Source organism: Acinetobacter tjernbergiae DSM 14971 = CIP 107465 (genome assembly GCF_000374425.1).
Lineage (GTDB): Bacteria > Pseudomonadota > Gammaproteobacteria > Pseudomonadales > Moraxellaceae > Acinetobacter > Acinetobacter tjernbergiae.
The window spans coordinates 158,041-171,365 of record NZ_KB894354.1; the positions used below are offsets into that span (position 1 = coordinate 158,041).

The window sequence follows — 13,325 nt, forward strand, 5'->3', positions numbered from 1 at the left end:
GCGTGTCAAAAAACCACCTTGAATGAATTTAAGGTGGTTTTTTTTAATTTAAAAAATATAAAAAGGAAAATCAAAATGACATTGTATTATTTAACAGGCGAAGAAATTAAACGTGGGGATATTGTTCTTTATTTAAGTAAAAATGATGAACGTTATGCGTTTGAATCACCTGTAATGAAAGTATGGGATGTTGTAAAAACAAATGCAGGAAAAGTCATTGGTGTGGCATTAATGCATCCTAATTCAGATAATCCTGTAATTTATCCTAGAGTCATTCATACAGATACAGATCGACAAAAAGAACTAGCTGAGCAGCCTATTAAATTTGGTGATTTAGAGGGGGCATACACTACAACAGAAACATTAATTTTGCGTTCTGATGTTTTTCGTTTACTTGGTTTTTTAATGAGAGATGAGCAACTTAAGGAAACGAATGAAAAAAATCATGCTTTTATTGAGCAAAAAATTGCCCAACTGATTCAGGATAATAATGGGCTTGCTTTATTTTATCAGGCGAAATGTATTGCTTATCCGCAACAAAATTTTGATACTTATTTACAGTCTCTTGTACAAGCAGCGAAATCCGAATTTACCCCTGCAATTTGTGAATTTGCTTTAGAATTTTTCATTGGTCGTATTATTGAAAAAGATCATCAACGTAGCTTCGGTTTTTATAAGGAAGCTTCTGAGTTAGGAGATTGTGTCGCAAGTTATGAATTGGCAAATCGCTATGCAAATGGAATAGGTACTACACAGGATTTGGCCAAAAGTGTAGAGATCTTAGCGTTGGCAGAGAAACAATGTAGTTGGCGAGCAAAACTGGCCTTAGGTTCATATTATCGCTTTGGTTGGTTATCGAGTTTTTTAGCACCTCATCATCAAGGTTATCGAGAAATTAACAAAGAAATCATCAGTTCTGAAAAAGCTTTTTTTCATTACACTCATATTGTTAATCAAGCACCCAAAACAGAACTCACTGCATTGATGAATGCCCAATATCATTTAGGTTGGATGTACCAAGACGGCATAGGTGTTGTGCAGGATTATAAACAAGCTGTTCGTTGGTATCAGGAATCATCAAATCTTGGAAATGTTATTGCGACCAATAATCTTGCTGATAAATATGAACATGGTTTAGGTGTAGAACAAGATTTGGATATCGCTATTGAATTGTATTCAATAGCAGCCGAAAGCAATGTGGTTGCTGCTCATTTATCTTTAGGTCGGATGTATTTACAAGGACGTGGTGTTGAAAAAAATTTAGATTTAGCCCAAAAACATTTGAAAGAAGTGTTGAGTGCAGGTATTGATCAAATCGAAAACATGCAACAAGAAGCATGGCAATTATTAGAGAGTTTTTCCGAAGATACGATTTTAAAACAAGCTCAAAGAATATTAGCTCAGCCACAAAATTATAGTAATGAAGAAATTAGAAAAACTGCAAACGATATATACAAACCTTTTATTAAGGATGGGGCGAAATTCCGTACACTGCTTTATGTGGAAATGGCAAAAAGAGGAGACGATGCAGCCCAATCACAAGTTGGAGATTGGTATTTAAAAGGTTGGGGCACGGAAATTAATTATGAGCAAGCTTATTACTGGGTGAGCAAAGCGATGGGGCAAGACAATTGGTACGCCTATTATCAGATGGGTTACTTTTATGAAAATGGTATTATTGTTGAGCAGAATTTAGAATATGCTCAAGAGCTTTATGAAGCATCTTTAAAGGATACCCAACTTTTTCCTAAAACAATCAATGGTAAGCCAAATCCTGAATATGAAAAATTTTATCGCCTTTCTAATAAAGACGCTCTCGCTGGTATAGAGCGCATTCAAAAGTTAATACGTGAGCAAACACCCAAGTGGATGTTCTGGAAAAGATAATAGACATTATACTATGTAACAATGATGTTTGATGGTGCTGTAATACACCTAAATTTATTGGCTAAATAAACATCAATTGTTGAAAATGCTACTTTTTTAGTGGCATTTTTTTTAACAAGTTATAGATTTTATAGAGAAATAAACTATACAAATCAATTAAATTTAAGTTATTGATAATAAATATTTTTTATTAATAAATCGTTTTAATGGGATTTGGGTGTGATATTCTTACTTTATTCGAGAGGGGAATAAAACAATGAAAAAAATACTGATCTTATCTATTCTATTAACAGGGTGTTCAACAGCTTATCAGCCTCATGCTTTGTTAGGGCAACAGGGGTTTGCTGAAACTCAATTATCCCAAAATCATTTCAGAGTGACATTTAAAGGAAATGAAAAAACATCGCAAGAACGCGCAAGTGATTTTGCATTGTTGAGAGCTTCTGAGCTAATGATTGCGGGAGGATGCACAAATTTTAAAGTGTTAAATTCTGCGAATGAAAATATAGGGAGTCTCGCATTTCCTCAGTCACATAAAGTGAATGCATTTTCAAGTTCAATAGAAAATCGTATCCTTGGAAATAGTGATGGTTCATCTAAGCTATATTCTCCAAAATCTACAATCGAAGTTGGATGTGCAACTGAAAATGTAAGTGCTGAAAGTAGAATATACGCTTCGGCTTCTATTAATGAATCTATTAAGAATAAATACCAGATTGGAATGAAATAAAATTTAAGCTAGAACAGATCGAGATAGATTTCATTTGGGCTATGATTTTTGCTTGGCTTGAATGAGCGTGAGGGACTATTTTTAATTGAATACATTAAAAATGTCTTATTGTGTGAAGGAAATCATGAAGAAAATTGTTCCTGTTGTTTTAAGGCATCAACAGCAAGGTTTGGAAATATTGGCTTTTCGGCATCCACTTGCAGGGACTCAATTGGTCAAGGGAACAATAGAACAAGATGAAAAACATGAGCAGGTTGCTGTTCGTGAATTATTTGAAGAGTCTGGATTAGTCGCTGAGGCAAATCCAACGTTTATGGGAAATCTTTCGCTTAGATTTAATCAACAGAATTGGTATTTCTATTTATGTGAAATTACTAAAGTGACTTCTGACTCTTGGTTGCATTATTGTCATGATGATGGTGGTTTAGAGTTTGAGTTCTTTTGGTATCCTTTACATCAAAAACCTAGTGAAGATTGGCATGAGACTTTTCAGGAATCTTTGGGTTTTATAAAGATATATTTTGATTCGAAAAAGTAAAAGCCATCATAAAATGACTCTTACCTTTATAAGTTTGTTGGATTTAGCAATCTTTAGATTCTAATATCATCGGATGTTTATACATCACATCGGTACGTAGTACATATTTCTGACCTGAAAGGACAGGTGCGCCTTCATGTAACTGTTGATGCTCAAAGACCAGAATCTGCCCAAGTTTTGGTTTTATATTGGTGATTTGGGTTTCTTTACAAGGTTTGAGCATACCGCTATCCCGATAAAAAATCGTTTCGCCACCTGTAAAATCTTCGCTCAGATAGATTAATAAAGTAAGTTGGCTACTGTGCCAATCGTTCACTTCATAAATACCATCCCAATGTGGTTTAAACGTTTCACCATTTTCATAACGATAAAAACGAAAACGTTCATTTAAGCGACTTAATGTCCAACCATTCAATTGTTCAGGTAAAAAGTATTTAAGTTTGGAAAACAGTGTTTCGGCAAGTTGAAGATCATCATAAATCACCCGTTTGTTATTTCTAACATTGCTGCGTATTTGACGAGTTGAGTTTACAAATATATCGGCTGTTTCATAATCATATTGATGACTAAGTTCTATAAACGACAGACATTCTGCATGTGAGAAAACTTTATCTACGGTAAAAATCAAAGGTGAGTGCTGATGTGTGTGTCGTTTTTCTTGTTGTAGCAAAAGTGTTTGCTTGGATGTTATCCCATTTTGATGACCTATCATGTTGAGTTAGAAAGTGATTATTTTACCATCATCATGTTTTCTATTTCTATTCTTTTAAATGGTTCAAATTTTGCATTCTGCTCTGTAGTAAATGTCAAAAAAGGTGAATAAAATGATGAAAAATGAAAATCAAATAAGAATGATTGATACCAAAGATAAAGGCTGGTTTTGGTTTAGCTTAACTTTAGTGATTCAAATGCTATTTATTGTCATAAGTTACCTTGTGATAAATATTTAGCTTTGATATTTCTGTATTTTTAAGGTTATGATCGAATTATGATTTAAATATTTCAGATACCCGACTTATGTTAAAACTCATTTATTATGTACCTGAATCTCATCTTGAGTCGACTAAACAAGCCATTTTTGCAGTAGGAGCAGGGGGTATCGGCAACTATGAAGCTTGTGCATGGCAAGTGAAAGGAATGGGGCAATTTAAGCCTGTTAACGGTGCAAATCCCTTTTTAGGGCAATTGGATGAGTTGGAACAACTTGAAGAATGGCGAGTTGAAACGATTGTCTCAGAAGAGAAAGCCAGTGCTGTAGCAAAAGCATTAAAAGCAAGCCATCCTTATGAAGAGCCTGCCTTTGAATTTCTGCAAATTTTGGATATTCACTAAGATTAAACTTTTTGAATAAACAAATTACGGTCAAAACGATATTGCGGAAAGAACACACCATCTTTGGCACGTTCACCTGCACCAATCACCATGACTGGATATTGTTGATCGTTTAATTTCAAAATTTTACGAACCAAAGGTTCATCAAAGCCCTCCATCATACAGCTATCAAAACCATAAGCACGTAAAGCCAATACTAGATTTTCACAGGCTAATGCAGTGGTTTTTGTCGCCCAGAGTTGGGTGTCAGCAGGATTAAAAGCGGTTACAGGCAGTTGTTTATCTAGCGTTCGTACCACTTTGAATGCTACTTTTTTAAAGTTACCCAAGGCATTGAAGTAACCTGTTTTATAATTGTATGGAATAAAACGATAATATTTTTGTACCATCGCCGGAGCTTCAGGAAATGGAAATTCGCTAATATTACGTTTTGCCATTTCATCAATACGATCTGTACGTGCCACACATACAATTAATTCAGCAGCAGTTTTAGCCGCAAGTTGCCCTAAGCAAGCTTTGACTAATTGTTTTTTCTTACTTGGATTTTGCACCACATAAAAAGTCCAAGGCTGTAAATTTGATGAGTTGGGCGCAAGTAATGCCAAATCTAAGCAATCATCTAAAATTTCAGTTGGAATCGCTTTATCGGTAAATTTACGCACGGAACGGCGACTTTCAATCACTTTGCGAAAGTTAGCCACATCAATATCTTGTGGGGCAGCTTCGTAATAACGATTCTTTTCGGTTTTTGTTTGATCTGTCATGAGTGATGTATTTTCCTTAAGTATTTATATCCATATTGGGATGCAAAATAAAAAAACCACCTAGTTTTTTAAACTAAGTGGTTTTGATGAGTGCGTTATGACCTGATTAATTGAACTGAGAAAAATCAGGTTTGCGCTTTTGCATGAACGCTTGTACGGCTTCCATCATTTCAGGTGAACGTACACGCTGCATAAAGATTTCTGCTTCATCATCTACACAAGCGATGATTTCCGCTAAATCTTGTTTCATCAGTGCTTTGGTTTGCTTGATTGATGCGAGTGGTAAAGCTGCTAAATGTTGAGCTGTTTTTTGGGCTGTTGCATAAACGTCTTCAACAATTTCATTGACTAAGTTTGCTTTGACAGCGGTTTCTGCATCAAATTTTTTCGCTGTGAATAACAATTCAGCCGCTTTTTGATAGCCTGCTTGTTTCACTAGTAAACGACTTGCAGCGCCTTCTGGAGAAAGACCAAGGCTTACGAATGGAATTTGAAATAGGGCAGTATTGTCTGCAAATACAATATCAGCATGTAATAAGATGGTCACACCAATCCCAATCGCAACGCCTTTCACCGCAATAATTAATGGCTTAGAAAAACGTGCTGCTGCTTTTAATAATACAAATGGGGGTTGATCGCCTGCTTTGCCTTCATGTGGCTTTTGGATGAAGCCCATGAAGTCTTTCATGTCATTACCCGCAGTAAAGTCTTGTTCTGCGCCACGGAAAATGACGACACGAACATCTTTACTTGCATCAGCTTCATCAAAGGCTTGTGCGATCCAGAGGTAAAGTTCACCATAAAGTGCATTTTTTGCTTCTGAGCGGTTAATGGCTAAGGTGAGTACGCCATCTTCTAAATTTGCTTGCAAATGTTGATGAGGTTGTTGAATACAGCTAAGCGTCATCGTACTATCCTTGCTTTAATCCAGATTGATTTTTTAAGTGATCTCATTATGTCGTATATTTGCTTGGCATAGTGCAACTGATGAGTTCAAAAAAAGTGAAATTATGCCTATGTACACATTTGACTATCTTGTTTTTATTGGACGCTTTCAGCCATTTCATTTTGCGCATATGCAAACCATTGAAATCGCATTGCAACAGAGTCAACATGTGGTCTTAGCATTGGGTTCTGCGCAATCAGAACGGAATATCAAAAATCCATTTTTAGCCACTGAACGTGAGCAAATGATTCTGTCCAATTTTTCTGAGGCGGATCAAAAGCGCATCCATTTTGTGCATGTGATTGATGTTTATAATGATGAAAAATGGGTCAAACAAGTTAAAAGTTTAGTCAATCAAGTGATTGAGCCCAATGTAAAAGTAGGCTTGATCGGTCATTTCAAAGATGAATCTTCGTATTATTTAGCTTTATTTCCTGAGTGGGAAATGGTGGAGCTAGACAGTCTAAGAGATTCAATTTCAGCCACACCGATGCGAGAAGCGTATTATCGGGGCGAGATTCAAACTGAATTTTTTCCAAAGGGAACGATTCAATTTTTGACTGAATTTAAAAATACGGAAGTCTATGCTGAGTTACAGCGCAAATATTTTGCGGGTGATAAAAGCAATTTAGCTTAACCATATTCTTATGGTTTTAATTCTTTCATCAGGAAATCAATAAAAACACGAATATGAAAAGATTCGTGTTTTTTTGACGGATAGAGTAGGGAAAAGGGGCGCGAAGTACCTGAAAATGCTGTCAACACTTCAATCAATTCTCCATTTTTAAGTTCTTTTTCTACAATAAAACGATAGGTCTGTAATAAACCAGCACTATGTTTTGCCAGTGTAACGGTACCTAAAATATCATCAAAGCAACGGATATTTCCTACGCTTTGGTATTCAATCATCTGTTGATTCAAATTAAATAGCCAAGGTACATTTTTGCCCGTACTCGGGAGCACAAATTGAATGCATTGATGATGCTGTAAATCCTCAAGGCTTTGTGGTATTCCGAATTTTTTTAAATATTCAGGCGACGCCACTACAATCAGTTCAGCCTGTTCAAGTTGCCGTGCAATTAAATTTGAATCAGCAAATTGGCGTCCACGAATTGCTAAATCATATCCTTCAGCAATGAAGTCCACATTTTTATTGGTCAATTGCACATCTATTTTGATGGCTGGATATTGCTGTGAAAACTTTGCCAATAAGGGCAGGATGCGATAGTGTCCATAAGGGGTTGGAATACTGATGCGAATTAAACCAGATGGTTGTTGTGTTTGATTTTTGAGCTGTTGCTCCGCTTCTAAAATTTGATTCAGTGCTTGCTTACATTCATCAAAATAGATTTTTCCTTGTGTTGTCAAACGCACTTGTCGGGTTGTTCGTACAAAAAGTGAGGTCGCTAGATGTTTTTCTAGGCGAGCAATCGAGCGACTCACTGCGGCTGGGCTGACACCTGCTTGTAGTGCTGCTTTAGAAAAGCTCTCATATTCTGCAACTAAGCAAAATAGCTCTACGCTACTAAACATCATTCGTTTAAGTTGTTGAGTCATTGATTACACCATGTAAAAAATGATTTGAGTTGTAGGCTATTTAAGCACATAAATGTAAATAATAAGATGATTTCATTGCTTGTAATGGAGTCAATTTATGAAACTATTTTATTCACCAAATGCTTGTTCTTTAGCACCACATATTGTTTTAAGAGAGCTTGGGCTTCCATTTGAATTAATCAAAGTCGATTTGCAACAGCATTTAACTGAACTGGGTGAAGACTTTTATCAACTCAATCAAAAAGGACAAGTGCCTTTATTGCAGTTTGAAAATGGCTCTTTTTTAACTGAGGGCGCTGTTATTTGTCAGTTTTTGGTTGATCAATCTTCTCGTCAGGATTTGTTAGCCGAAATAAATACCTTTGAGCGTTACCAAGTTCTCGCATGGATGAATTTTATTGCTGCGGAAATTCATAAAGCATATTCACCATTTTTCCATGAGTCCTATGGCGAAGAATCTAAAACTGTCTTTAGTACGGTTTTAAATAAACACTATGCATGGGTCGATCAACAACTAGATGGGCAAAATTATCTAACTGGAAGTAATTTTACGATTGCAGATATTTATCTGTTTGTCGTAACACGATGGGCAGATTTCATTGGTCTTGAGCTTGGGTATTTTATTCATCTAACAGGTTTTATGCAGCGAATTGGTAATCGTCAAACAGTTCAAGATGCGATAGCAGCCGAAGCATCTTAGTATTTTGCTATTTATAAAATTATAAAAGGAGATCCCTATGCCTTATATTTTAATTCAAATCACTAAAGAAAATGTCTCTACAGAGCAGAAACAACGGTTGATTCAGGAAGCTACAGATTTAGTTGTTCGGGTGCTTGATAAAGACCCAGCTACTACATTTGTGGTAATTGATGAAGTTGATACAGATAACTGGGGTGTAGCAGGCGAATCAGTTTCGACTATACGCAATAGACAAAGAATAGGTACATAAGATGCAAAATAATTCGATAACTGAGATTCAACAGCAACTCGAAAAATACTTCGATGCTTTGTACTTTTGTGATGTGGATAAATTGCAGGACGTATTTCATTCCGATGCAACTTATATCAACGCAACGGATGAGCCTATGCTTAAGTTAGATATGGATACTTATTTCTCTATTGTGGAAAAGCGTATTTCACCCGCATCTCAAAACCAATTAAGACAAGATAAGGTTATTGCGATCAATTTGATTCATGATCAGTTAGCGATGGTACATGTTGAATGTGTGATTGAACCTAAATATTTTTATGATGCACTGACATTGGTACAAAAGCAGGGTGAGTGGAAAATTATTTCTAAAGTCTTCCATTATCAAACTTTAGCGGATTGATTAAGCATCTTCCCAAAAGATCAGTCGATTTGAAAAAGGATCAGTCATACTGAGTTCTAATGTTTCCCAGTCTGTTTTTTCGATTTGAGGTTTAGCAAATTGATAGTGCTTTGCCTCAAGTTCAGTATGTAACAAAGTAAGATTTTCCCAATAAATACGGATCGCACTATGTGGACTTGCATCCCCAAAATGTTCTGTTAGGTGGATGATGCAATCATCTTTGGATATTTGTAAATATGAAGGGAAGTTGTCTGCAAATTTGTGCTGCCAGTCGAGTTGAAAGCCTAAATAATCTAGATAAAATGTTTGAGCTAATTCAATATCAAAAATACGGAAAATAGGGGTGATTGAACCAGATTGCATTATTCGTCCTTGCTAGCGAACACCAAATTGTTGAGTCCAATAGCTCTTTTGTTTGGCGGATTGGTCAGATGTACAGGCAATGGCATAGTCTGTAAACTTAGGATGCATTAGATTACTACAATGTACTGGGCTCGTAAGCCATACCGACATCACTTCATTTAAATTTTTTTGTCCTCTTGCAACATTTTCACCGCCACCTCGACCGTTAAATTCAGATTGTTTTAGACGTGCTTTTAAATCTAATCCAGTGCTACTGATATGCCCAAGCATGTTGTGATTTGCCATATCTTCGGCATGAGCAAAAGCACTTTGATATAAGTGCCGATTCCATGTTAAGGGTGCAGCAGCAGCGAAATGTTGCTGACCACATTGGCGTGGATGCTGGCGAATTTCATTGATGGCATGGATAATCACTTGTTGATAGGCAGGGTTTTGTAAATCTTGGCAGCGTATTTCCGTTGTTTCGATTTGAATTTGTGCTACTGATGTTGCATTTTCTTGAGGTGTAGCCGTTGGGGCACTTGTATTACATGCAGATAGAAGAATGAAACCAAGTAATGAGCAAAATAAGTTGCACTGATTCATTTTCAATATCTTTAATTATTTTAATCTTTTTATCATACGCTAAGGCTGAAGTGCGGAGCAATTTACACATATCAAAAAAGCGAGTATGGAACTCGCTTTTTTTGTTACCTAAGATTATGAAGCAACTTGTAATGCTTTTAAATCTTCCAATACTTGCTCAGCATGTCCAGCAGCTTTGACTTTTCGATAGCTTTTTACCAGTTGCTGATTGTGGAAAATAAAGGTTGAGCGTTCGATGCCCATGACTTGTTTGCCATACATATTTTTTTCTTTAATCACATCGAAATGTTTACACAAGATTTCTTCTTTATCACTAATTAAATCAATCGTGAGCGATTGTTTCTCAGTGAAGTTTTGATGTGCTTTGACTGAATCGCGTGATACCCCAAGAATTTGGCAATTTAAGGCATCAAATTGATCTTTTAAGCATGAAAAGCCGATCGCTTGAGTCGTACAGCCTGGTGTTGAATCTTTTGGGTAAAAATAGAGTACTAACCATTCATTGGTGAGTTCAGCTAGATTCACTTCACCTTGTGTTGTTGGAAAAGTATGATTCGGTAGTTGAATATTCTCAGACATTTCGATTCCTTCAATAAAACTAAAGTTGGTCTAGTTCAAGTGGTAAAAAAGCATATTCTTCATGATAAACAATATCACCCTGTCGTACAGGAATTGCTTTGTTAAAAATTGGCCCATCAATAACTGTGGTATGGAACTCACCACCTTCGCCACATGGATCTATACCGCGATTTTCTAATTCTTGGATGTATTCTAAAGTCAGGATCTTACCCAAATCGTTAACTTGCATACCAAGCTTCAAATTTACCGTTACGATCACACTGCGAAAGCCAAGTTTGATAAATTCTTCAACGACTTCACGATGGGGGCGTAGCCAAAGTGGCATACCTAATTTAAGCCCGACTTGTTGAGTAACACGGTCATGCCAACAACCATATTTAGGCATATCTAGATCGCCTGTGACCAGTACTTCTGCACCTTGTTGTTTAGCTTGCTGAAGTAGCTCTATAAATTTACTTTCATAGTCAGCCCAGCTTGAAGATGCCATAAAAATAGGTAAACCAATTGCATCCGCTTGTGCTTGAATAATATCGAGGGGCATAGCATGTGAACGGGAGCGTTGTCCTTGTTCTTCTAACATGACAATCAATCCAGTCGCTTTGCCTGTTTGCATGGTATGGTACAGGGCAAGTGAACTGTCTTTCCCCCCACTAAATGAAACAATACATTGTCGTTGATGGGTATTGGTCTTCCATTGATCCTGCATGGTGTAATTCAACTTATTCAAGATAAAAGAAATTTTAACAGAACTGATAAAAAAGCCTGCATAAATGCAGGCTTCATTTTTAACAATATTCGCTTATTTTTTCGGTGCTTGTTGCTGCTGTTGTTGAGCAGCTTTCATTGCTTCTTCAGTCAATTTTTCTAATTTAGTTACAAGTGGTGCGCCTAAACAAGCCTGTAATTCTTTATTTTGCTGCTGTACAAAGCCTAAAGAACTTGGGCTTTTCTTCGCATTGATGGCACTTTGGATTTCCCATTTCTGTGCTTCAGTCACTTTACCTTGAGCGTCAATTTGGCATCCACAGAACTTGCTTACTTCTGCTGCTGACAATTTACCGCCTTTAGTGGTCTGTTCTTTACAAACATTAATTAAACCAGCTTTTACATTGGTACTTTTATATACAGCTTGTAATGGATTATCTGCTGCGTGCGTTGCTGTTGCAAATAAAGCCGCAGCTGACATCATTGTAGAAAGAATAAGATTTGATTTGAAAAACTTCATATATTGTACCTAATGATTGCCCTATATCGTTTATTCAGTATAACGTGTAGGGTCCGTAATACCTGCTTCGATGAAACCTTGTTGACGTAAACGGCAACTGTCGCATTTGCCACATGCACGTCCTTGAGCATCTGCCTGATAGCAGGATACTGTTTGGCTATAGTCTACGCCATGTTCGATACCTAAGCGTATAATATTCGCTTTGGATAAATGTAACAAAGGTGTTTCAATTTTAAGGGGTTTTCCTTCAACGCCAGCTTTCGTTGCTAATCGAGCGAGATTGGCAAAAGCGTCAATAAATTCAGGACGACAGTCTGGATACCCTGAATAATCAACAGCATTTATTCCAATCACGATGGCAGCAGCGTCAAAAACTTCAGCAGCTGCTAGTGCATAGGATAGAAAAATCGTGTTACGTGCTGGAACATAAGTTACAGGAATCCCTTCTTGTAATTGTTCTGGAACGTCAATGTTATGATCTGTAAGTGCAGAACCGCCTAAATTACCTAAATCAATGTTAATGACACGATGTTCAACACCTGCACGTTGTGCTAAAGCTCTTGCAGCATCAAGTTCAGTCGTTGAACGTTGACCGTACATAAAACTTAAAGCGATACATGCATAATTTGCCTGTGCCCAAGCAAGACACGTTGTTGAGTCTAAGCCGCCAGACAATAATACGATGGCACGAGAACGCATATTATTTTCCATTATTCAACCTAAAATAAATTTGATAAAAGCTATGATTGATTAAAATCACTTTGAGAACTTTTTAACGACCAGATTCGTCATTCCATAACAGCTTATGTAACTGTAATTGGAATCGAACAGGGAGATGGTCTTCTAAAATCCATTGGGCTAAGTCACGTGCCAATACGGGCAGAGCAACTGTACCTTTTTCAACAGCAAAAGCAGGAGAGAACCAAACGGTACTTACTTTGTCTTGCAACTGCAATTGTTCAAGTTGTTGTTTTGACCATTCATAGTCAGCACGATTACAAATCACAAATTTAATCTGATCATGTTGAGTTAAATAGTCGATATTGGTCAATAAATTACGATGATCTTCTTTTGATGTTGGTGTTTTTAAGTCGAGTACTTTGGAAACACGTGGATCAACTTTCGATACATCTAAAGCACCACTAGTTTCTAAGGAAACTTCAAAACCAAGATCACACAAACGTTGTAACAAGATCAGACAATTTGGTTGAGCAAGAGGTTCGCCGCCTGTCACACAAATATAGGGTGTCTTATGTTGGCTTGCAGTTTCAATAATCTGTTCAAGTGACTGACGTTCGCCACCTTCAAAAGAGTAAGTCGTATCGCAATAACTACAACGTAATGGACAGCCTGTTAAACGAATAAAAACCGTTGGTAAGCCAAAAGTATTCGCTTCGCCTTGCAAAGAATAAAAGATCTCTGTAATGCGTAAACCCGCCGCAGGATCTGAGACAGGAATTGCAGAGGAACGTAAGGAAGCCATAAAC

The 13,325-nt window shown here is 36.8% G+C and carries 20 protein-coding genes; 9 read left to right on the plus strand and 11 right to left on the minus strand.

Annotated features, from left to right (window positions below; all coding sequences use genetic code 11):
• Nucleotides 1–75: 75 nt before the first annotated feature.
• The 3 genes from C502_RS0102020 (at nucleotide 76) to C502_RS0102030 (ending at nucleotide 3,155) form a co-directional block, all read left to right on the plus strand.
• Complete coding sequence (locus C502_RS0102020) at nucleotides 76–1,887, plus strand: tetratricopeptide repeat protein (protein WP_018677197.1); 1,812 nt, start codon at nucleotides 76–78, stop codon at nucleotides 1,885–1,887.
• Nucleotides 1,888–2,143: 256 nt separating this feature from the next.
• The gene (locus tag C502_RS0102025; RefSeq protein ID WP_018677198.1) at nucleotides 2,144–2,617 is read left to right on the plus strand and encodes a CC0125/CC1285 family lipoprotein; all 474 of its coding nucleotides are present in this window, start codon (nucleotides 2,144–2,146) and stop codon (nucleotides 2,615–2,617) included.
• 124 nt (nucleotides 2,618–2,741) lie between these two features.
• Entirely contained in the window at nucleotides 2,742–3,155 is a 414-nt protein-coding gene (locus C502_RS0102030; RefSeq protein ID WP_018677199.1) for an NUDIX hydrolase, read from the plus strand.
• Between the two features lie 43 nt (nucleotides 3,156–3,198).
• On the opposite strand, the gene C502_RS0102035 is transcribed toward C502_RS0102030, so the two are convergent.
• Nucleotides 3,199–3,867, minus strand: coding sequence for a prolyl hydroxylase family protein (locus C502_RS0102035; protein ID WP_018677200.1), 669 nt, complete (start codon nucleotides 3,865–3,867; stop codon nucleotides 3,199–3,201).
• Between the two features lie 112 nt (nucleotides 3,868–3,979).
• Here C502_RS0102035 and C502_RS19620 point away from each other — a divergent pair, with 112 nt between their 5' ends.
• Both C502_RS19620 and C502_RS0102045 read left to right on the plus strand, forming a co-directional pair.
• Nucleotides 3,980–4,105 carry a KGW motif small protein gene (locus tag C502_RS19620; protein ID WP_018677201.1) on the plus strand — a complete coding sequence of 42 codons (126 nt, stop codon included), beginning with the start codon at nucleotides 3,980–3,982 and terminating at the stop codon, nucleotides 4,103–4,105.
• Nucleotides 4,106–4,172: 67 nt separating this feature from the next.
• Nucleotides 4,173–4,487 carry a YqfO family protein gene (locus C502_RS0102045; protein WP_018677202.1) on the plus strand — a complete coding sequence of 105 codons (315 nt, stop codon included), beginning with the start codon at nucleotides 4,173–4,175 and terminating at the stop codon, nucleotides 4,485–4,487.
• Between the two features lie 2 nt (nucleotides 4,488–4,489).
• Here C502_RS0102045 and C502_RS0102050 read toward each other — a convergent pair whose 3' ends face one another.
• Nucleotides 4,490–5,251 (minus strand): nitroreductase family protein, encoded by a 762-nt coding sequence (locus C502_RS0102050; RefSeq protein WP_018677203.1) that lies wholly within the window; start codon nucleotides 5,249–5,251, stop codon nucleotides 4,490–4,492.
• Between the two features lie 106 nt (nucleotides 5,252–5,357).
• Entirely contained in the window at nucleotides 5,358–6,158 is an 801-nt protein-coding gene (locus C502_RS0102055) for an enoyl-CoA hydratase-related protein (RefSeq protein ID WP_018677204.1), read from the minus strand.
• A gap of 109 nt (nucleotides 6,159–6,267) precedes the next feature.
• Here C502_RS0102055 and C502_RS0102060 point away from each other — a divergent pair, with 109 nt between their 5' ends.
• Nucleotides 6,268–6,834 carry a nicotinate-nicotinamide nucleotide adenylyltransferase gene (locus tag C502_RS0102060; protein ID WP_162147113.1) on the plus strand — a complete coding sequence of 189 codons (567 nt, stop codon included), beginning with the start codon at nucleotides 6,268–6,270 and terminating at the stop codon, nucleotides 6,832–6,834.
• Between the two features lie 8 nt (nucleotides 6,835–6,842).
• Here the strand turns inward: C502_RS0102060 and C502_RS0102065 are convergent, their stop codons facing one another.
• Nucleotides 6,843–7,754 carry a LysR family transcriptional regulator gene (locus tag C502_RS0102065; RefSeq protein ID WP_018677206.1) on the minus strand — a complete coding sequence of 304 codons (912 nt, stop codon included), beginning with the start codon at nucleotides 7,752–7,754 and terminating at the stop codon, nucleotides 6,843–6,845.
• Between the two features lie 97 nt (nucleotides 7,755–7,851).
• Between C502_RS0102065 and gstA the strand changes: the two genes are divergently transcribed.
• The 3 genes from gstA to C502_RS0102080 are packed head-to-tail and all read left to right on the plus strand — an operon-like array spanning nucleotide 7,852 to nucleotide 9,086.
• Complete coding sequence (gene gstA, locus C502_RS0102070) at nucleotides 7,852–8,454, plus strand: glutathione transferase GstA (RefSeq protein ID WP_018677207.1); 603 nt, start codon at nucleotides 7,852–7,854, stop codon at nucleotides 8,452–8,454.
• Between the two features lie 37 nt (nucleotides 8,455–8,491).
• Complete coding sequence (locus tag C502_RS0102075; RefSeq protein WP_018677208.1) at nucleotides 8,492–8,704, plus strand: tautomerase family protein; 213 nt, start codon at nucleotides 8,492–8,494, stop codon at nucleotides 8,702–8,704.
• A gap of 1 nt (nucleotide 8,705) precedes the next feature.
• Nucleotides 8,706–9,086, plus strand: coding sequence for a nuclear transport factor 2 family protein (locus C502_RS0102080; RefSeq protein WP_018677209.1), 381 nt, complete (start codon nucleotides 8,706–8,708; stop codon nucleotides 9,084–9,086).
• Here C502_RS0102080 and C502_RS0102085 read toward each other — a convergent pair whose 3' ends face one another.
• The 7 genes from C502_RS0102085 to queE form a co-directional block, all read right to left on the minus strand.
• On the minus strand, nucleotides 9,087–9,449 hold the full coding sequence (locus tag C502_RS0102085) for a glyoxalase superfamily protein (protein WP_018677210.1): 363 nt from the start codon (nucleotides 9,447–9,449) through the stop codon (nucleotides 9,087–9,089). It lies immediately after the preceding gene.
• Nucleotides 9,450–9,461: 12 nt separating this feature from the next.
• The gene (locus tag C502_RS0102090; protein ID WP_018677211.1) at nucleotides 9,462–10,034 is read right to left on the minus strand and encodes a CAP domain-containing protein; all 573 of its coding nucleotides are present in this window, start codon (nucleotides 10,032–10,034) and stop codon (nucleotides 9,462–9,464) included.
• Between the two features lie 114 nt (nucleotides 10,035–10,148).
• Nucleotides 10,149–10,613, minus strand: coding sequence for a peroxiredoxin (locus tag C502_RS0102095; protein ID WP_018677212.1), 465 nt, complete (start codon nucleotides 10,611–10,613; stop codon nucleotides 10,149–10,151).
• Nucleotides 10,614–10,632: 19 nt separating this feature from the next.
• On the minus strand, nucleotides 10,633–11,319 hold the full coding sequence (locus tag C502_RS0102100; RefSeq protein WP_018677213.1) for a Dph6-related ATP pyrophosphatase: 687 nt from the start codon (nucleotides 11,317–11,319) through the stop codon (nucleotides 10,633–10,635).
• 93 nt (nucleotides 11,320–11,412) lie between these two features.
• A complete protein-coding gene (locus C502_RS0102105) occupies nucleotides 11,413–11,838 on the minus strand; it encodes a hypothetical protein (RefSeq protein WP_018677214.1) in 426 nt (141 codons plus the stop codon).
• A gap of 30 nt (nucleotides 11,839–11,868) precedes the next feature.
• The gene (queC, locus tag C502_RS0102110) at nucleotides 11,869–12,537 is read right to left on the minus strand and encodes a 7-cyano-7-deazaguanine synthase QueC (RefSeq protein ID WP_018677215.1); all 669 of its coding nucleotides are present in this window, start codon (nucleotides 12,535–12,537) and stop codon (nucleotides 11,869–11,871) included.
• Nucleotides 12,538–12,610: 73 nt separating this feature from the next.
• Nucleotides 12,611–13,321, minus strand: coding sequence for a 7-carboxy-7-deazaguanine synthase QueE (gene queE, locus C502_RS0102115; RefSeq protein WP_018677216.1), 711 nt, complete (start codon nucleotides 13,319–13,321; stop codon nucleotides 12,611–12,613).
• Between the last annotated feature and the right edge of the window lie 4 nt (nucleotides 13,322–13,325).